The organism is Amycolatopsis sp. GA6-003 (assembly GCF_046267895.1).
In the GTDB taxonomy this organism is placed as follows: Bacteria; Actinomycetota; Actinomycetes; order Mycobacteriales; family Pseudonocardiaceae; genus Amycolatopsis.
This window is the reverse complement of record NZ_CP176499.1, coordinates 6,466,553-6,485,355: the sequence shown is the minus strand read 5'-3', so window position 1 is coordinate 6,485,355 and position 18,803 is coordinate 6,466,553. Positions and strand designations below refer to the sequence as shown.

Here is an 18,803-nt window from a genome sequence, read left to right as displayed (position 1 = left end):
GCCAGCGACGAAAAGCCTCAACCGGCCAGCGCTTCGGCAGTACGCTGCAACAGTGCGCGGTCGTAGTGCGCGCCGGCCATCGGAGCCAGCACGACCTCGGTGGCACCGGCGTCGTGGTAACGCTGGATACCGGCACGCACTTGGTTTTCGTCTCCGACGACCCCGACTCCGTCAAGCAACGCGTCGCCTACCTGCCCACTGGCGATCTCACTGGCGAGACCGCTCGCCTCGTACATCCGGCGGTAGTTCGGCACCCGGGCGTAGGTCGACAGGTAGCGGCGCAGCACCTGCCGGTCGAAGTCCAGGTCGGCCGAAACGCCGCCCGGGATCACGACCGTGATGCCGAAATCGGCCGTGTCACGTCCCCCCTCGCGCAGGCCCGCCTGCACTTTCGGCAACGCCACATCGGCCACGTATCCGGGGGTGCACATCCACAACACAAGCCCGTCGGCCAGCTCTCCGGCAAGGAAGCACATCTTCGGTCCGAACGCGCCAAGGTAAACCGGCTGGTCCGGACGCCGGGGCGAGCTGTACACGGCGTGCACCCGATACCGATTCCCCTCCAGCGCGATCTCGCCCTCCCGCAGGAGACCCCGCACGGCCGTGAGGTACTCGCGCATGAGCGCGAGTGTGTTGCCCGGTGACCGGCCGAGGCTCCATTCCGCGATCATGGGATGCCCGGTTCCGACCGCGAGAGTGAACCGCCCGCCAGACAGTTCGTCGATCGTCGCGGCGGTCTGCCCCATCATCGCGGGCGGACGGCTGTAGTACGGCAGAACAGCTGCTCCGAGGCGCAGGGTCCGGGTCGACACCGCGAGCGCGGCGAGCACGCTCGCGCTGTCCCGCAGGGTAGGAAGCTGAACGAGCCAAGCGGAATCGACGCCGGCCTGCTCGACCGTTCTCGCCCGGTCGAGCAGTTCGGTAACGCTGATATCCATGCCCTCCAGCACCATCCCGTGCCGTCGTCGTGTCCGATCCACCCGCTAGGCGCCCATCCGGTCGCGCAGGCTCTTCGGCCGCATGTCGGTCCAGACCTCTTTGATGTATTCGAGACACTCGGCCTTGGGCCCGCTGACGTCCGCCGCGTGCCAACCGGCCGGGATCTCCCGTCCCTGCGGCCAGATCGAGTACTGCTCCTCGTCGTTAAGCACTACGACGTAGATCCGGTCGTCATCGTCGTCGAACATCGTGTTTCCCTCTTTCGTTGAGTTGCGCCAGTCCGGGCTCAGAGCTCGGCCAGCTTTCCCGCGACCTCGTCTTCCGACATGTTTTCGACTAGTTCCCGCACCAGTTCTTCGATCGCTTCGGCGAGTGCCCGGGCGGTCCGGGTGTCGAACAAGGTGGCCACCGCGATGTCGACTTCGAACCGCTCCCGGATTCTTGCCACCAGCTGCACGGCGACCAGCGAGTTCCCGTTCAGGTCAAAGAAGTCGTCGTCGATTCCCACCTTGTCCACGGCGAGGGTCTCTGCCCACATCTCCGCGATCACCCGCTGGATCTCGGTCTCCGGTTCCGTATAGGGATTCCCGAGATTCCGCGGGCTCGCGGTAGCGGTTCGCTGCGGCGCGGCCGCGAGTTGCTCGCGCAACGCGTCACGGGTGACTTCGGCGGCGAAACCGAGTCGCCGGGTGAAACTGTCGGGGCAGACGATGACCTGTGGCGCGATGCCGGAGTCGAAGATCTCCCGGAGCATCCCATATCCCTCGCTGGCCTGAATCCCGAACTCGCGAAGGTTCACTCGCAGCAGGGCCAGTTCCAGCTCGGTGCCTACGTTCACGCCGTTGGCGGGCATGGACTCGTCCGCCACAGCTGTCGTTCCGGCCTTGTCGTCTGAAGCGGACTGTGGATCCGCGCCGTCCACTGCCAGCAGAGTGAACCCCTTGATCGCGACAAGTTCTCTGCCTGCGCCGTCCACCACCGTGATGTCAGTACGGACCATCGATCCAGTGGTGTCGTCGAGATGGCGGATCTGGCTGTAGACCTTGGCAGGCAACGGCCCTCGCACCACGATCCGGTCATAACCGAAAGGAAGGTAGGAACGATCGCTCGTCCCGATGATGTGCTGGGCGATGGAGGTCGCGCAGTCGAGCACCGAGGGGTGCAGGTGGAACTGTTCCAGGTCGCCGAGGTACTGGTCATCGAGTTCGATGACCGCCAGTTCGTCGAAACGGCCCCGTTCGTCGGGATCGCTGGTCCAGTGCGCGGTGATGATGTCCCATCGCGCACCGAGCCAGACCAGGCCGTCACTGCTTTCCCGATTCGCGCGGCCATCGGGTCTGTACGACCGTTTCCGCCAGTCCGCCACGGAGCGCACCGGTGCGGGTCCGGCAGGTCCTGGGCCGATCCGTGCGGTGGCGTACTCCAATACTGGGCCGTCTTCCCCGGCCGCGTCCCTGATGACCGCCCGAAAGCTCCCGCCGTCTTCAGGGACCAGCAAAATGTGCACCGAGTGACTGGTATCGAAGGAAAGCGGTCGATGGAACACCAGGTCGCTGATGGTGAACGCCCGCTCGCCGGTCGCTTCGCGATAGGCCGCCCCGATGGTCTCCACCAGGCTGGTGCCCGGCATGGTCGGACGGCCCGCGACAATGTGCTCCGCGGTGACCCAGTCCTCTGTGGACAGTCGCTTCACGAAGATGACGTTGTCGTTGCCGGTCCGGACCAGTCTGCTGCCCAACAGGGGGTGTAAGACCTCCTGGTACCGGTCTCCCATCTCGAAGTCGAGCAGCAGGTCCGGTGCGTCGACCTTGTCGGCCATGCCCAAGCCCTGCCAGATCGGCCAGTTGATCGAGAGAACCCGGGCACGCCGGTCCGACGCCGCGTGCGCGAAAGCATCCATGAACGCGTTGCCTGAGACGTAGTCGCCGAGGCCGAAGTCACCGGTGAAGATCGCGAACGTGGAGTAGAGCACGAGTGCGTCAGCGTCGTCACCGAACACCTCGTCGAGGACTAGCGTGCCGAAAACCTTCGGCGCCAGCACCGCTTCAGCCTCTTCCTGAGTTCGGGCTTCGAGCATGCCACCACCGGTGACCCCGGCTGCGTGCAACACCACCTCGATGCGACCGAAAGCCCGCTCCGCCTCAGCACGCACGACACGCATCTGCTCGATGTCGGTGACATCGGCCGAGCAGACAAGCACCTCCCCACCAGACTCTTCCATCTCCCGGACAGCCAGAATCCGTTGTGCGGTCGTGTCGTCTTCGCCGTGCTCCGCGAGGTACTCCGACCAGTCCGACCTCGGCGGCAGACTGGACCGGCCAAGCAGAACAAGCTTCGCCTGATGACGTTCGGCGAGGGCTTTCGCCGTCACGAGGCCAATCCCGCCGAGCCCGCCAGTGATCAGCACTACGGAACCGTCACGCAGCAGTCGTTCCGCCTCACCGGCCGAGGGCAGGTCGACCTCTTGGTGTTCCCAGACCCACCGCGAGGTCTCCCGGTACGCCGCACGATCGACCCCCCCGCCCGCGATCTCCCGCAAAATCTGGTTTACCTGGGCTTCGGGCTCTCCGGTTCCAGCGATGTCGATCGCACGGCACGTAGTCTTGCTCAGCTCCTTCGGCAACAGCTTCACGAAACCAAGCACCCCGGCCTTCGCCGGTTCCATCGCGTCCGAAGCGGACACCGCTTCGAGGTCGCTAGTGAGCAGCACGAGGTCGAATATCAGCTCTGACGAGCCGCGGGTGACCGCGTGCACCAAAGTCAGGATGCTAAAGAATCCGCGGTCCAGCCCATGCCTGGCTTGCTGAATCGGGGTGTCCCCGTCCAGGCCGCCGACCAGCCACCCGTGCACGACACGCAGTCCGGTCGCGTTGCCGGCCAACGCAGCCGCCACCGCGGCGGCATGGTCGGCCAGCTCGCGTGCCCGCACCGTGAATTCCCGTTCATCATGCTGGGCGAACTCAGCGCCTTCACGCACCACAACCACGTCCGCGCCTTCAGCGCGGAGCCGCTCGACGAGCGCGGTCATCTGAGGAGAGCCCGAGGCGTACACGAGCCAAGGCGTGGCGGTGTCGACCTCGATCGGCCCGAGCAGCCGGTGCTGGCGCCAGCTCGGCAGGTAGTAGGGACCGGTCTCGGTGTCCGCCGCGGCGGTCTTCGCAGCCGAATCGAGCGCCGGAACCGCGTCAAGCCAGCACCGGATCTTCTCGTATGGCACCGGCGGCAAGCTCAGCCGATCGCGCGCCTCGTTGTCCCACAGGCGTTCTAGTTCTACCGGAACGCCCGCTTGCCACAATTGGCCGAGAGCACCGAGCAGAACGGCACTGTCTCGTTGCCGCTGCCGAGGGTGCCGGACGGTCGGCACGGCCACTCCTGCGCGTTCGGCCGAAAGCTGCTGACGGGCCAGCACGGTAAGGGAGTTGCCAGGGCCGACCTCGAGGAGCAAACGGTCCTGGTCCGCGGTGAGCAGGCCGACGATGTCGGAGAAACGCACCGCGCCACGGAGGTGCCTAGCCCAGTACGCGGGATCGACAGCCTGGGCCGCGGTGATCCAGTCACCGGTCACATTGGACGCGAACGGAACCGAGGGTGCTGCCCGCTGAACCTTTTCGACCAAGCCGCGGAAGGAGTCGACGATCGGATCCATCATGCTGGAGTGGAAAGCGTGCGAGGTATGGAGCACCCTGCCCTCGATGCCCTGAGCGGACAGCAGCGCACGAACCTCCTGCACGGCGTCGGCGGCGCCCGAGAGCACTGTCGCGTTCGGGGCGTTCACCGCCGCAACGGCCACGTGATCGCCGAGCAGCGGGAGCACGTCGGCTTCGGGGAGCGGCACCGAGAGCATCGTCCCGGGCGGCAGAGATTGCATCAGGTGTCCGCGATCCGCTACGAGCCGCAACGCGTCGTCGCGGGTGAAGACGCCGGCAAGGCTGGCCGCTACGAATTCGCCGATGCTGTGCCCTGCCATCGCAGAGGGCTCGACGCCCCAGCTCCGGAGCAGCCCGGCCAGCGCGTACTCGAACACGAACAACACGGGCTGGGTGACCTCGGTTTCGGTCAGCCGGGCCTCTGCCGATTCCGTACCGGCGGCGGGATAGAGGATGTCGCGCAGATCCCACCCCGTGTGCTCCGCGAGCACCTCGGCACAGGAATCCACCTCCATGGCGAACGCCGGTTCGGTCTCGTAAAGCCCTTTGCCCATGCCGACGTACTGCGCACCCTGCCCTGGAAACAGAAAGGCCGCCGACCGGCGGGAATCGCGCCCGGGGACAAGCGCGGGTGCCAGCTGGGGAACGCCGGTGCCAAGCCGGTCGACTGCGTCCTCGCCACCTCCAGCCACGACGAAACCGCGGATCCGTCGCTGTTCTCTGCCCACAGCGAGGGTGTAGGCAGCGTCGGCGAGCTGCCCAGGCCGCTCGCGTAGGTGCGCGCCTAGTGCCAGTGCGCTCGATTCCAACGCTGTCGACGTCCTAGCCGACAAGATGATCAGCTGATCACGGCGCTTCGGCTCGCTCGGTGCGGACGGTACCGGCGCTTCTTCCAGTACCACGTGTGCGTTGGTGCCGCCGACCCCGAACGAACTGAGCCCGGCCCGCAGCGGACCTGCATCGGAGACCCACGGAGAAAGTTCGGCATTGACGTAGAACGGCGACGACTCGAAGTCGATTTGCGGATTCGGTTCATCGAAGTTGATGCTGGCGGGCAGGATCCGGTGCCGCATCGACAGCAGCGTCTTGATCAGCCCGACTGCCCCCGCGGCCGCGCCGAGATGACCGACGTTCGTCTTGACCGAGCCGATCGCGCAGTACTGCTTGCGGTCGGTGAACTCCCGAAACGCCCGGCTGAGGCCGTTCACCTCGATCGGGTCGCCGATGAAAGTGCCTGTGCCGTGCGCCTCGACGTAGCTGACGGTGGACGGATCGACGCCGGATCGACGCCAGGCGTCCATGACAGCCGCGAACTGACCGGCCGCGCTGGGGGCTGCGAACGCTCCCTTCTGTGCACCGTCGTTGTTGATCGCAGTGGACCTGATTATCCCGAGAATCGCATCCCGATCGGCGATCGCCGCTTCCAGCGGCTTGAGGAGAACCGCGCCGGCGCCACTGCCGAAAACTGTCCCCTTCGCTTTCGCGTCAAAGGCCCGGCAGTGCCCGTCCGGCGAATAAAGACCACCCTCAGAATAAGTGTACCCCGATATTCTCGGAAGGAACTCCTCAACGCCGCCTGCCAGAGCCATCTCGCATTCACCCGCCCGCAGCGCCTGGCAGGCCAGATGCAGCGCCACAGCCGAAGAGGAGCAGGCCGTCAGACACGTCAGGGCGGGGCCGGTCAGGCCGAGCCGGTAGGCGACACCGGTGGCGACGTAGTCACTGACGTTCGCGATGTTCGCGGTCAACTCGCCGAGCAGCTTGAACGCGTCCGGATTCGGCTTGACGTACAGATCGAGGTAGTGGTTGATGCCGATTCCGCCGTACACGCCCACTCTGCCGGAGAATCTCGACGGGGCGTAGCCCGCAGCTTGCAGGGAGCCGTCGCAGGCCTCGAGAAATGCCCGGTGCTGCGGATCGAGGATCTCGGCCTCGCGCAGTGTCATCCCGAAGTAGCCGGGGTCGAAGAGTTCGGTGTCCGGCGCGAGCGGCGACGCCTTCACATAGTTCGGATCGGCGACGACATCCGGTCCGATCCCCTGGGCGAGCAACTCCTCGTCACTAAAGAAAGTAATGGATTCCACGCCAGCAACGAGGTTCTGCCATAGTTCCTCGACGTCACGGGCGCCAGGAAATTTGCCCGCCATTCCGATGACAGCGACCTGGCCGCTCCTGCCCTGCTCCACGGTGACCCCTTCGTAAATTCCGGACCAGAAATGGACTTCATTTCCTTCCAAACGGCAGACCGCCCCGTCGAATCCATTCCGTAGGACGCCATCCTGTGGCGGACGGCGAACGATCACAAGACATCCGGTGCTGGTTGGCGTGAACTCGACAGCACGTTGACCCTCGCCCCCGCTGTGCCGTGTCCTGAGGAGGTGCACACCGAATTCAGCGGTCGGAGCCAGAGCTCGTGAGCCAGACCACATCACGGCCGGACAGGCCGGACACACCGCGGCGGGACCGCTTCGGAACGGGATTCGCCGCCGTGTGCGGCGCGATGTTCCTGGCCAATATCGGTTCCGGGATCAGTGCTGTCGCGTTCCCCTGGCTGGTCTCCTCGGTCACCAGCAACGCCGTTCTTGTCGCCGGGATGTCGATGTTGCTCGAGCTGCCCTGGCTGATCGCGAGCCTGCCCGCCGGAGTGTTCATCGATCGCGCCGACCATCGGCGCACGCTCGGGTTCACCCACGCGTTCCGCGCGCTGCTGGCTGGAGGCATCGGTTTCGCCGTGGCCACCGATTCGGCCGCCATCGCCGTGCTTTACACAGCGGCTTTTCTCATCGGTTCGGCAACGGTGCTCAACGAAAATGCCAGCCAGGTGGTACTTCCCCGGCTCGTCCCATCGGCGCTGCTGGAACGCGCGAACGGGTACCTGGTGATCACCGATACCGTCGGCGGGCTGTTCATCGGCCCCTGGATCGGCGGGCTGCTGGTGAGCGCGTCGCTCATCCTGCCGTTCCTCTTCGATGGCGGACTCTTCGCCGCCGCTGCTGTGCTCACCCTGTTCCTCGTGCGGCTCGCACCGCGTGAACGCTTGGTCACCGATCGCACGATGCGCGCAGACCTCGTGGCAGGGTTGCGGTACTTCTGGACACACCCGGTGCTGCGCACCCTCGGGCTCTTCCTCGGCCTGCTCAACTTCAGCAGCGCGATCGCGGTGTCCACCCAGGTGCTGTACGCGAGGGAGATACTGGGCTTGGACGCGACCTCTTTTGGGCTGCTGTTCCTGGCCGGCGGAATCGGCGCGATGCTCGGAGGCTGGTTAACAAGCACGCTGGAGCGCAGGTTCGGAGCACGCCGGGTGCTGCTGGCCAGCCTTCTGGGCAATTGCCTGACGAGTTTGACCATCGGCCTGGTGTCCCACGCGGTCCCAGTCGCCATCGCGATCTGTGGCGGCGGGATGCTCTCCACTGTCTGGAACGTGCTGACCGTGTCCTATCGGCAGCGGATCGTTCCCGAGGAGATGATGGGCCGGGTGAACAGCATCTATCGGTTGCTGGCCTGGGGTCCTCTCCCACTCGGTTCGCTGGTGGGCGGTTTTCTTGTCACCGTGGTGGAATCCTTCTCCACCAGGGACATCGGCCTGCGCAGCCCCCTTCTGCTGGCCGCGGTCGTCGCAGGCGTACTGACCGTCCTGGCCTCGCTCAGGCTGCGTGCGGGGATCTGGGCATCCGATTACCGAGCCGAACCGGAGGAGCCCTCAGGCCCGGCAGGCAAGGAATGACAGGCTCGCGACCCGCTTTGTCGGAGACTGGCTCTGGCGAACCGGTACTGCTGCTGGCTCCGGCAGCCACCCGGGCGAATGTCTGGCAGCTGTACCAGACGCCAGCGCTCGTCAGCGGCGGTTACCGGGTGCTGAGCTACGACACGCGTGGCACGAACAAGGAATTTTCCCCTGCGGGCGAGTACCGACTCGCCGACCTGGCCGCAGACGCGGCGTGGGTGATTCGCGAAGCCGGGCACGGGCCTTGCCACCTTGTCGGAGCTTCGCTCGGTGCGATGACCGCGCAATTGCTCGCGTCATTGCGCCCCGACCTGGTCCGGTCCTTGACGCTGCTCGGCACACGGGCGAGAACGCCCGCGTTCACCGAAGCGCTGATCCGAGCCGTCGCTGGCGCGGCACGCGACAACACGGTGTCCGCCGAGTACAGCGCGGCAAGCACTCTCTCCCAGTTATTCGCACCAGAGACCCTGCTCGACGACGGATTCGCCCACGATTGGCTCGAACTGATGACGATGTTCCCTATCCGGGGCGACGGCGTCGCTCAGCAGTATCTGTCGACGCTGGTGCACGACGAACACGCCGACGCGCTGGCGACGATCGGCTGCCCAGCTCTGGTGGTGAGCTTCGAACACGATCTGCTGATGCCGTCGGCGCTGGTCCGCGAAGTCGCCGAAGCGATCCCGGACGCCCGGTACCGGGAGATCCCGGGCACTGGGCACTTCGGCTTTCTGGAACGCCCGGATGAGGTGTGCACGGAGCTGCTGAGGTTTCTCAGCCCGCAGCGTCAGAATCCGGTCACTCTTCCACAGTGATCAGCCCGCGGTTGACCGCCGCCATCACCGCCGCGGTCCGGTCGTCCACCTTGAGCTTGCCGAAGATGCGCAACATGTACGTCTTCACGGTCGCCTCGCTGATGAACAGCCGAGCCCCGACCGCTGCGTTGGTCAGGCCTTGCGCGACCAGCCTGAGCACCTCGATCTCCCGCGCCGAGAGGTTCTCGGTCTTGGAGTTGCGCACCCGCCTGGTCAGCTTCTCCGCAACGGACGGCGCCAGCATCGTCTCGCCTCTGCCCGCGCCGCGGATCGCGGCGAGCAGGTCGGATCGTTCGGCGTGCTTGAGCAGGTATCCGGTCGCACCGGCCTCGACGGCGCGCAGGATTTCGTCGTCGGAACCGTAGGTGGTCAGGATGAGCACCCGGCTCAACGGCTTCTCCTGCGCGATCCGCGCAGTGGCCGAGGCACCGCCGCCGGGCATCTTCAGATCCATCAGCACCACGGTCGGGTCGAGTGCGTGTGTCATCGCCACTGCCTCGTCCGAGTTGCTGCCCTCGCCCACCACTTCGATGTCGGGTTCGTCGGCGAGCATGCCGCGCAGCCCCGCACGGACCACCGGGTGATCGTCCACAATCAGGACTCTGATCGTCCCCGTCACACCGGCACCTCCACCGTCAACGTGGTTCCGTGTTCGGGCACACTGCGCAACTCGCAGCGCCCAGCCACCTGTTCTATCCGATTCCGCATCCCGACCAGCCCGTAGCCGGGTGAGTCGGCTTCGGGATCGAAGCCCACTCCATCGTCGTGGACCTCCACCCCGACCTGTCCTCGCGCATAGCTCAACCTCACCTCGACCTCGGCGGCCTTTGCGTGCTTGCGGACGTTGGCGAGGGCTTCCTGGGTGACCCGCAAGAGTGCGACTTCAGTAGCCACCGGCAATGGCGCGGGCTCGCCCAGCAACTCGAAACGGACTGGGACGCCGCTGTCCCGATCCGCCTTGGCTGCGAGCCGCTGCAACGCCTCCGGCAGCGAGGATGAGTCCAGCGCGCTTGGCCGCAGCGCCTCGATCAGGCCTCGGGCCTCAGCCAGCGCCTCGCGAGCGGTATCGGCGACGAGGTCGAGCTGACCGCCCGCCCGGGCCACCGCCTCGGCTTGGCCGCCGGACAGGCCGTTGAGCTGGCCGAGGGCGGCTTTGCTCGCCTGCACCAGCATCACGATGCTGCTCAGGCTCTGTGCGATGGCGTCGTGGATCTCACCCGCAAGACGCTCCCGTTCGGCTACTGCCCCGGCCTGCTTGGATACCGCGGCCAGCTCGCTTCGGGTGGACTCGAGCTCGGTGATCAGGTCCGCGCGCTCCCTGCTCTGCCCGATGATGCGGGTAGTCCAGGTTCCGACGATCGCTGAGAAGCCGATGATGGCCAGCGCCAGCGGGCCCTGTGCGACAACGGTCTCGACCACCGCGCCGGACTGGAAGGTGCCGACCGCGATCGGGACCAGGCTGAATATCACAATCACGCCGGTGGCGTACAACGGCCGCATGGTCCAGTACGCCTGCGGGATGATTGCCACCAGCGCGATGGAACTGGCCGAGGAGAACGTCTCCGCTCCGGTGAAGAAAGCCAGTACGACGCCGAGGTAGAGCACGCCGCGCCAGCTTTCGTCATCCGCTTTCATCAGCGAGCGGCCGTAGACCGCGTACCAAGCGCCGCAACACAGGAGCAGCACCGCTGCCAGTGGTTTGCTCTTGGCCGAGGCGTCGTCGAGTGCCAGGACGAAGACGATCGTGGCGGCGAACGCAGCCAGGTAGTAGCAGTCCCAGATCAGGTAGCCGCGCAGCCATTCGTGCGGTACGCGGATCAACCCTGCCTGCTGCTTTTCCACCGGAACGTCAGCAGGCACAGCAGCAAGCCCCCCACGCACCAGGCTCCCAGTATCACCGCCGTTCTTCCCAGCTCCCATGATCCCGCCACCTCCTGGAAGGTCATCATGTCCGGCAGGAACACCGAGCGGAATCCCTGCGCCATCCATTTCATCGGAAAGAACGACCCGATTTCGACCAGGGGCGAGCCCAGATTGCGAACCGGGTTGAACAACACCCCGGAAATGAACTGTAGCGCAATGAACGGCAGCAAGATGACCGCCGAAGCGCTCTTCGCCGTCCTCGGCAGGCTGCTGATCGCGATCCCCAGCAGCGCGGAGGCCACCACTCCGAGCAGGAACACCCAGCCGAACACCAGCCACTTGTCCGCCGTGACCGGCAGTTTCAGGTCGAACAGCGCCTTGCCGATGCCCAGCAGCACCAGGACCTCCGCCACACTGACCACCAGTACCAGCAGGATCTTCCCGATGAAGTACGACACGAGCGGGGTAGGGCTGCCGTGCAGGCGTTTGAGCGTGCCGTCGTCCCGGTCCTGCGCGATCCCCGTGCCGAGGTTGACGAACGTGGTCGACATGATGCCGGCGGCGATCATGCTCGCGGCGAAGATCTGGCTCGCGTTGACGTCCGAACCCGGCACCTTGTCCTTGAAGATGCTCCCCAGCAGCAACAACATCACCGCCGGCAAGGAGAAGGTGAACACGACCGCGTCACGTTCGCGGAAGAACTGCTTCAGCTCGATTGCCCCGCGGGCAAAGCCGACCTTGGCAGCACTGGGCGGTGCGGGTCTGGCGGGACGCTGGCCTGTCTCTCGCACGGTCATACCGATTCCTTCCGGAGCTTGGCCGCCGACGCGGAGTCGTCGATCAGCTGGAGATAGACGTCCTCGAGACTCGGCCGCTGCACGGACAGGCCCGGAACGTTGCCGTCGTGGCGCTCGACGAGGTCCGCGACCAGCCGATCAGGGGTCGCGGTCTCCTCGACCTTGAGCGAGCCATTCTCGCGCCAGCTCACCACCGCCTTGGCGCTGGCACGGCCGCCGAGCGTGGCCGGCTCGCCGGTGATCTTGATCCTCCCGTCCGCGATGATCGCGACCCGGTTCGCCAGCGCCTCGACCTCGTCGAGGTAGTGCGTAGTAAGCAGGATCGTGATGCCTTCGCCGGCCAGCTGACGGATCAACTGCCAGAACCGCACCCTGGCTTCGGGGTCGAACCCGGTGGTCGGCTCGTCGAGGAAGAGCACGTCCGGGTCGCCGATGATGCCCAGTGCGACATCCACTCGACGGCGCTGGCCGCCCGACAACCTGCCGACTCGCTTGCGGGCGCACTCGGCGAGCCCGACCTGTTCGATGACCGCTTCCGGGTCTCGAAAACGCGGGTAGGTGCCCGCGAAGTGCCGGACGACCTCGCGAACGGTGAGCTCGGACGCGTCGGTAGCCGTCTGGGTGACGATACCGATCCGGCTGCGCCACGCCCGACCCGCTTTCTCCGGATCCTCCCCCAGTACCGAGACGGTTCCGCTGTCCCGCTTGCGGAAGCCTTCCATGATCTCGACTGTGGTCGTCTTGCCCGCACCGTTCGGGCCGAGCAGTGCGAAGACCTCGCCCGCCGCGATGTCGAGAGCGAGTCCATCGACAACCGTGTTGCTGTCGTACCGCTTGACCAGGTCTCTCACCTGGACGGCTGTTTCGGTCATGGGGCAATCGTGTCCCTCTCACCGGTGGACGAGTAGCGATCGGTGGACGGATCTTCTTGTCCATCGATCGACGGACACCGCGCTGTGGCGGCCCTGGCCAGAAGTCGCCAGAAACCTATCCAAAAATACGAACGCAGTGGATGCTTCACTTGCCGGCTTCGCGATTTCAATTCGGGGGAATGTCTTGTTGCGGCGAACTGACGAACTGCGCGCCAGCATCAGCCCTACCCCTGTATCGGAAATCGTGGTCGAATACCGGGGACGGGCACACGAACTGGCTCTCAAACACGAGAGTCACCATCCGACTGGGTCGATCAAGCACCGCACCGCGGTCGGACTGCTCGCCGAACTCGACCGCCGCGAGCCGCTCGAGCCGGGAACCGTGATCGTGGAATCCACCTCCGGGAACCTGGGTCTCGCGCTGGCCAGGCTCATCCGGATACTGGATTGCCGGTTCATCGCGGTGATCGACCGGAACACCCCGGAACCCACCGTCGAATCCCTGGCCTCCAATGGAGTCGACCTCGAATTCGTCAACGAGTCTGACGGCCATGGCGGTTACTTGCTCAGCCGCCTGCGCACCGTGGCCGAGCTGCTGCGTTCCGAGCCTGGTTACCGGTGGACGGACCAGTACCACAGTCCCGCCAACCCCCGGATCCATCAGCAGACGACCGCTCCGGAAATCCTCCGGCAGGGCGGTGCTGCCCTCGACGCGGTCTACGTGGCTGTCTCCACCGGCGGCACTCTCGCCGGGATCTCCGCACACCTGCGCACCGCCAGGTCCGATGTCCGCGTCGTCGCGGTCGACGCCGTCGGCTCACTGGTCACCGGCGACACCGGCCACAAACGACTCATCACCGGCCTCGGCGCGAGCCGGAAGTCCTGCTTTCTCACCTCCGCCTCATTCGACTTCGTGACGCGGGTCGCTCCGGCGGAGACCGTCCCGACCTGTCGAATGTTCCGGCAGGACACCGGCATCGCACTCGGCGGGTCGAGCGGCAGCGTCGTCCACTCCTACCTGTGCGACCTCGAACGCGGGCAGTTCCCCCGGCGAGCACTCGGGCTCTGCCCCGATGACGGCAGCAAGTACGAAGGCACCATTTACGCCGACAAGTGGCTCGACGAAACTAGGCTCAGCGTCGAAGTCCACCGCACGATAGAAAAATTCCGCTCGGCAGGAGCAGCTTTCACGATTGGCATCGGCTGAACCACGCCCGTACCGCGGCATCATGATCTCGCCCGGCGCACCGGGCGAGATCACGCACATCAAGCACCGGGATCAGTCCCGTTTTGCAGAATCTTGTTGTTCTCGTCGACGAATACGACCCGCGGCTGCACCTTTTTCGCCTCGGTGTCCGGCACCAGGCCGTATCCGATCACTATCACCAAGTCGCCTGGGTGCATCAGACGAGCAGCCGCACCGTTGAGCTGGACGGTCCGGCTCCCCCGCGCACCTTCGATGACGTACGTCTCGAGCCGAGCACCGTTGTTGATGTCCACGATGTGCACCAGTTCCCCGGGCAGAAGATCGGCGGCGTCCATCAGATCTGGATCAAGGGTCAGCGAGCCGACGTAATTCAAATCGGCGGCGGTCACCGTCGCCCGGTGGATCTTCGACTTGAGCATGGTCCGAAACATCGGAAAACCTCCAGAGGTCAGCTCACCGAACTCTAGATCACTTTTCGGACCGAACCGTCGTCTGGCGATATAATGCCAGGCGGAGTATCTCTTTGGGGACTCGTTTTTCAGTTTCTCCGGCGAGACTAATTTCCGCGCCGGAGATTGAAGGCGACGTTGACCAGCACGACGGCAGTCCAGGCGATCGCGGCGACCAGGATGTTTCCCGGCCCGGGCAAGGAAGTGGCAACTCCGGTGATCGGGATGCCCATGCCGATCGTGATCGCGGCCAGCCAGAACCCGCCGTTGTCCACTATCCGCTCCCTTACCGGCGGAGAAATCTCCGCCAGTCGTTCCTCGACCCTCGCTTCGATGGACGACGAAGCGCGTTCGAGGAACGCCGCGATGACCGCGGATTCGGATTCCGGGCCCAGCTCCTGACGCGCGGCGAGCATCCCAGCGACTTCCTCGGAAGTGATGATCGGCCTCGTTCCGGGCGCAGCCGGAAAGGCATGATCCGAAATAGGTTCGCTCACCGCTTCAGGATAGTGACAGAGGCGAGCTTTGTCCCGGGAAAGGCGGCCACTCTTCCAAGATGAGACGGTCGACGGACAAAGTCCGTCCATCGACCGGTTGACAACCAGACCTTGCCGGCCGTGCCATCATCTCTTTGCTGCCGGACGACGTGCCGTGCCAGGACCGGCAAACCAGTTCCAGCACGGCACGGGTCATCACCGATTCACACCCGCGAGGGTCGCGAGCCGGGGCAGTCCGACGGTATCCGTGTTGCCGGATCCGGTGCCCGGAATCATCGGGTCTGGCAACGCGGTCCCAGCGCAACTCGCGTCCCTCGGCGGCAAGGTGTCCGCCGCGAGGTACGAGTCCACCGCGTGATCGACGCAGGGGTTGCCACTGCCGTACAGCATGTGGTCGCCTTCACCGACCACTGGCAGAAGGCGGGAACCAGCGAAGTTCGCATGCGCAAGCTGCGCGCCTTCCCACGGAGTCGCGGGGTCGTGCGTCGACTGGATCATCAGTACGGACGGCACTCCGCGGCCTGTCGGCTTCGGCAGTTCCTCTCCCGCCGGACGCTGCCAGAAAACACAGGGTTCGGCGATCGTCCGCCAGCCGATCAACGGAAACAGCCGCCCTTGGATGCCCGACGAAACCGTCAGCGTGCCACGGTTCCCATACCACCGGGTGTCGTTGCAGCCGATGGTGTAGAAGGTCGCATCGACGGCATCCGGCGCACCAGCCTTCGCCCCTGGCAGACGGGAAGCCGTTTTGGCTCGCGCTGCCGCTTCCGCCACGGAAACCGGGAAACGCATCTTCGCCGGCGGCGGCCCGCTCACCGATTTCAGTTGTGCCAGCAACTGGGCAAGCACCAAGAAGTTTCTCTTGCTGTACAGGTTCCCGGCGACGATCGAGTCCAGCGTGCCCGCGTAGAGGATCTGATCGCCGAGATGTTGCGGATGCTCGGCAAGGAACGCACGAATGCGTTCGTAGCTGCCGCGCACCTGCTCGCCGGTGGAGCCTAGGTCGTACAGCGCGTCGTACTTCGCCGCCCACGGAAGGAAGTCCTGCCTGAATCGACGTTCGAACCCCATCGGCTGCAACGCGTAAAACTGCTGCCAGGTTCCAGTGAACAAGGTGTTGGAGTCGAACACGAACCTGCCGGCTCGCGAAGGGTACGCCGTGGCGTAGTGCGCGCCTAGCCAGGTTCCCGCTGAAAAGCCGAACCAGTTGACGGTACTGTGCCCGAGCAAGGTCCTGATCAGATCAAAGTCCTTGACCGTTTGCGCAGTCGTGATGAAGTCGCCGACCGGCTCCGATTCCTGCTGACACGCCTTCGCCTGGTTTTCGGCAGAATCCAGCATCGCGGAAACGTTCGCGCCGCTGCGATCGCGGACGTCGCGTTCACGCCCGATCACGGACCCGCCGCAGGTGATCGTGGTGCTGCGGCCCGTACCTCGGACATCGACGCCGACGATCTCCGAACTCTCCGCAACGGCAGAATGTGCCGGATCCAGAAACAGCAGCGGAACGATCAGCCCCTCCTCGCCAGGCCCGCCGGGATTGGTCAGCAACAGGTTGACAGGCTCGGTGCCGACCGGCCGGAGCCGGCTCACCGCCAGGTCGACTGTGCCGCGATCCTGGTGGTGCCAGTCGAGCGGCGCTCGAACCACCGAGCATTCGAGGCGTTCGGTGCCGGGCGGCAACCCCGGCGGGACTTGCGGGAAACAGGGTTGCCACTGCAAGGCCTGCGAGCGGAAACGAGCGGCTATGCCGACATCGCCTGGATCACGAGACGTCGCCGACGCAATCGGGGCCCCCATGACACCTGCCAGCACAGCCAGCACAGTGAACAGGACGGCCCAACGGCTTCGGATCATACGTCGACTCCTCATCGGTATTCGGAATACGGACTCTGAGCGCCTGCTACGGCGATATAGGAAGCCAGTTCGATCGGACATGACGGCTTTCGCGATCTCGCATCCCCACAGCGGCATCGAGGATGGACATGCCGGAGGAAGGCGGCACCCGGACAGCGACCCGACCGGGCGCGGCATACGCGTCGGCCCGCAGCAGCGAAAGCCCTCGGGCACGGAGCCGAGCTGACTCCGCCACATCGCGGTCCGCCGAGGCCTCCCGCCCCTCTTTTCGTGAAAAATGGAGGAGGCGAGTACCTATATGCTCATCGAATCGTAACATTTAACAACCGATTCCAAAGGGAGTCGCTCCCGCCTCGGACAAGAAGCGGAACCTGGCCATACACTCAGCGATCAGCAGCAAAACTGGACCATAGCCGACGACTCGCGCGCCAGGCATTGGCATGTACTCGCCACCACCGGCGACCGATAATGCAACGAAGCCCGGTGTTGCGATACGCCCCGGGCCGCACAGTCCCGCACCGGCAAGGCCACTAGGCCGCTCGACCCAGCGATCAAGGTCTGATCGGCCGAGTCTGTCGCAGGTGGACAGCGCTATCGCTCAGGGCATCAGCCTGCCTCGAAGGTGGCATTGCCTCCCGTTTACTTGTATATTTCAGTACACGGTGAGGCCAACCGGGGGCCTTGACAGCATTGGGGTGATTGCAACACAGGGGGGCCACTGAAATGCCTTTATCTCGATTGAACAAAATAACGGGCTTTACGTCATGACGCTTCGATTTCGCATACTCGGAGCGACGGAAATAATAGATGGAGAAAATGTATTAACGCCGGATGATTCATTGGAGCGAGGAATTCTCGCCACACTGGCGTTGCACGCGAACAGCAGGGTCAGTGCGGAAACCATCGCACCGATGTTGTGGGACAACCCGCCTGAGACAGCGCTTCGTCAGATCCAGACAAAGGTATGGAAGATCCGCGATCTGATGGATCGTGCCTTCAGAGGCACCGAACCCGGCGGGAGGCCGAAGCTGATCAATCAGGCCGGTGGGTACCTGCTGTTCGTCGGCCCGGAACACATCGACCTCGATCTGGTACGGCGAATGGTGACCGACGCGAGGGCCGCGACCACTGCGAACCAGCTGACGAAGGCGGCAGAGCGTTATCAGGCAGGTCTCACTCTGTGGCGCGGCCCAGCGTTCGCGGACGTGACCGCGCCGGGAGTCCGGCTCGAAGCGATCCGGCTCGCCGAGTACCGCATGTTCATCCTCGAAGAACGACTTGACGTCGAACTGCGTCTCGGCCGTCACGCCGACATCATCGCCGAGCTTGACGAGCTGGTGCGGGCGCACCCCCTCCGAGGGCGGCTGCGGCTGCATCTCATCCGCGCGCTCGGCGCGATGGGCAGGCGCAGGGACGCCGCGGAGGTTTACCGTGACGGCTATCGCGTCCTGGTACAGGAACTGGGCCTCGAACCGAGCAGAGAGCTGAGCGAGGCCTACCGGGCAGTCCTGGCCGGCGATCCGTTGGGCCCGCCGCCCATCGCTCGGATCATCACACCGAGGACCGTCGGGGGACTGGACGCGACTCACACCGCCATGCCCTCGTCCAGCACGTCAACCGCACCGGTCGAGCTCATCACGCACCTGCCTGACCACAGCACGATGCCCCCACCCGACCACCTCGAACCGATACTGAGACAGTTGCTCAGCGGCGCTACCGACCTGACCGCGAGCCGAAGACTCGGCTTGTCTCCGCGCACATTCAGCAGGCGGGTTTCGGAATTGCTCGACTACCTCGGGGTCGAAAGCCGTTTCCAAGCTGGAGTGGAGGCAAGTAAACGCGGCTGGGTACTCCGCGAGAACCACCACGACTCGGAAACACCAGCTCTTTCCGAGAGGCGTTGAACTCCTGCCCCCACCCCTACGGCAGAGGCCGAGGAAGGTACCAACTGGTAAGCCCATCCCATGGGCACAGCTGCGGCGTCGAACCCTGCCCACCGATCGCCGTCGCGACAGCAGGCTGGCCTAGCAACGGACACGCTTGCGAGAGCCAAAGCAGAACGGTAGGGCGCGCGCAATTCTGCTTCTCTGCTCCTGACAGACGCTCTCGAGAGGGCCGTCTCAGCGATCCTCTGGA

The 18,803-nt window shown here is 65.1% G+C and carries 13 protein-coding genes and 1 pseudogene; 4 read left to right on the top strand and 10 right to left on the bottom strand.

The features are described 5' to 3' along the window. Window positions 1–17 precede the first annotated feature (17 nt). From F9C12_RS29585 to F9C12_RS29575, 3 genes are read right to left on the bottom strand one after another with little or no spacing between them, the layout of a single operon-like run. Window positions 18–938 carry an LLM class flavin-dependent oxidoreductase gene (locus F9C12_RS29585; protein WP_409462537.1) on the bottom strand — a complete coding sequence of 307 codons (921 nt, stop codon included), beginning with the start codon at window positions 936–938 and terminating at the stop codon, window positions 18–20. A 45-nt stretch (window positions 939–983) separates the two neighbouring features. Then, window positions 984–1,187, bottom strand: a complete 204-nt coding sequence (locus F9C12_RS29580; protein ID WP_409462536.1) for an MbtH family protein — start codon at window positions 1,185–1,187, stop codon at window positions 984–986. A gap of 38 nt (window positions 1,188–1,225) precedes the next feature. After that, on the bottom strand, window positions 1,226–6,772 hold the full coding sequence (locus F9C12_RS29575) for an SDR family NAD(P)-dependent oxidoreductase (RefSeq protein WP_409462535.1): 5,547 nt from the start codon (window positions 6,770–6,772) through the stop codon (window positions 1,226–1,228). Window positions 6,773–6,999: 227 nt separating this feature from the next. Between F9C12_RS29575 and F9C12_RS29570 the strand changes: the two genes are divergently transcribed. Then, the gene (locus F9C12_RS29570; protein ID WP_409462534.1) at window positions 7,000–8,313 is read left to right on the top strand and encodes an MFS transporter; all 1,314 of its coding nucleotides are present in this window, start codon (window positions 7,000–7,002) and stop codon (window positions 8,311–8,313) included. Next, window positions 8,310–9,125, top strand: a complete 816-nt coding sequence (locus F9C12_RS29565) for an alpha/beta fold hydrolase (RefSeq protein WP_409462533.1) — start codon at window positions 8,310–8,312, stop codon at window positions 9,123–9,125. Before F9C12_RS29570 ends, F9C12_RS29565 begins: the two co-directional genes overlap by 4 nt. On the opposite strand, the gene F9C12_RS29560 is transcribed toward F9C12_RS29565, so the two are convergent. Genes F9C12_RS29560 through F9C12_RS29545 form a run of 4 tightly spaced genes read right to left on the bottom strand, consistent with a single transcriptional unit; the run spans window position 9,109 to window position 12,657 of the window. Further along, window positions 9,109–9,744 carry a response regulator gene (locus tag F9C12_RS29560; RefSeq protein WP_409462532.1) on the bottom strand — a complete coding sequence of 212 codons (636 nt, stop codon included), beginning with the start codon at window positions 9,742–9,744 and terminating at the stop codon, window positions 9,109–9,111. The genes F9C12_RS29565 and F9C12_RS29560 overlap by 17 nt on opposite strands. Beyond that, complete coding sequence (locus F9C12_RS29555; protein WP_409462531.1) at window positions 9,741–10,967, bottom strand: sensor histidine kinase; 1,227 nt, start codon at window positions 10,965–10,967, stop codon at window positions 9,741–9,743. Before F9C12_RS29555 ends, F9C12_RS29560 begins: the two co-directional genes overlap by 4 nt. Then, the gene (locus F9C12_RS29550) at window positions 10,943–11,785 is read right to left on the bottom strand and encodes an ABC transporter permease (RefSeq protein ID WP_409462530.1); all 843 of its coding nucleotides are present in this window, start codon (window positions 11,783–11,785) and stop codon (window positions 10,943–10,945) included. The genes F9C12_RS29555 and F9C12_RS29550 overlap by 25 nt, the downstream gene beginning before the upstream one ends. Continuing rightward, a complete protein-coding gene (locus tag F9C12_RS29545) occupies window positions 11,782–12,657 on the bottom strand; it encodes an ABC transporter ATP-binding protein (RefSeq protein WP_409462529.1) in 876 nt (291 codons plus the stop codon). The genes F9C12_RS29550 and F9C12_RS29545 overlap by 4 nt, the downstream gene beginning before the upstream one ends. On the opposite strand from F9C12_RS29545, the gene F9C12_RS29540 reads away from it, so the two are divergent. Continuing rightward, complete coding sequence (locus F9C12_RS29540) at window positions 12,656–13,864, top strand: pyridoxal-phosphate dependent enzyme (RefSeq protein WP_409462528.1); 1,209 nt, start codon at window positions 12,656–12,658, stop codon at window positions 13,862–13,864. The genes F9C12_RS29545 and F9C12_RS29540 overlap by 2 nt on opposite strands. A gap of 65 nt (window positions 13,865–13,929) precedes the next feature. Here the strand turns inward: F9C12_RS29540 and panD are convergent. From panD to F9C12_RS29525, 3 genes and pseudogenes are all read right to left on the bottom strand, one after another. After that, window positions 13,930–14,295 (bottom strand): annotated as a pseudogene (gene panD, locus F9C12_RS29535) (aspartate 1-decarboxylase); the annotation flags it as partial. 125 nt (window positions 14,296–14,420) lie between these two features. Then, window positions 14,421–14,729, bottom strand: coding sequence for a hypothetical protein (locus tag F9C12_RS29530; RefSeq protein WP_409462527.1), 309 nt, complete (start codon window positions 14,727–14,729; stop codon window positions 14,421–14,423). A 276-nt stretch (window positions 14,730–15,005) separates the two neighbouring features. Beyond that, window positions 15,006–16,667, bottom strand: a complete 1,662-nt coding sequence (locus tag F9C12_RS29525; RefSeq protein ID WP_409462526.1) for an alpha/beta hydrolase — start codon at window positions 16,665–16,667, stop codon at window positions 15,006–15,008. A 911-nt stretch (window positions 16,668–17,578) separates the two neighbouring features. Here F9C12_RS29525 and F9C12_RS29520 point away from each other — a divergent pair. Next, window positions 17,579–18,571 (top strand): BTAD domain-containing putative transcriptional regulator, encoded by a 993-nt coding sequence (locus F9C12_RS29520; protein WP_409462525.1) that lies wholly within the window; start codon window positions 17,579–17,581, stop codon window positions 18,569–18,571. The last annotated feature ends 232 nt before the right edge of the window (window positions 18,572–18,803 follow it).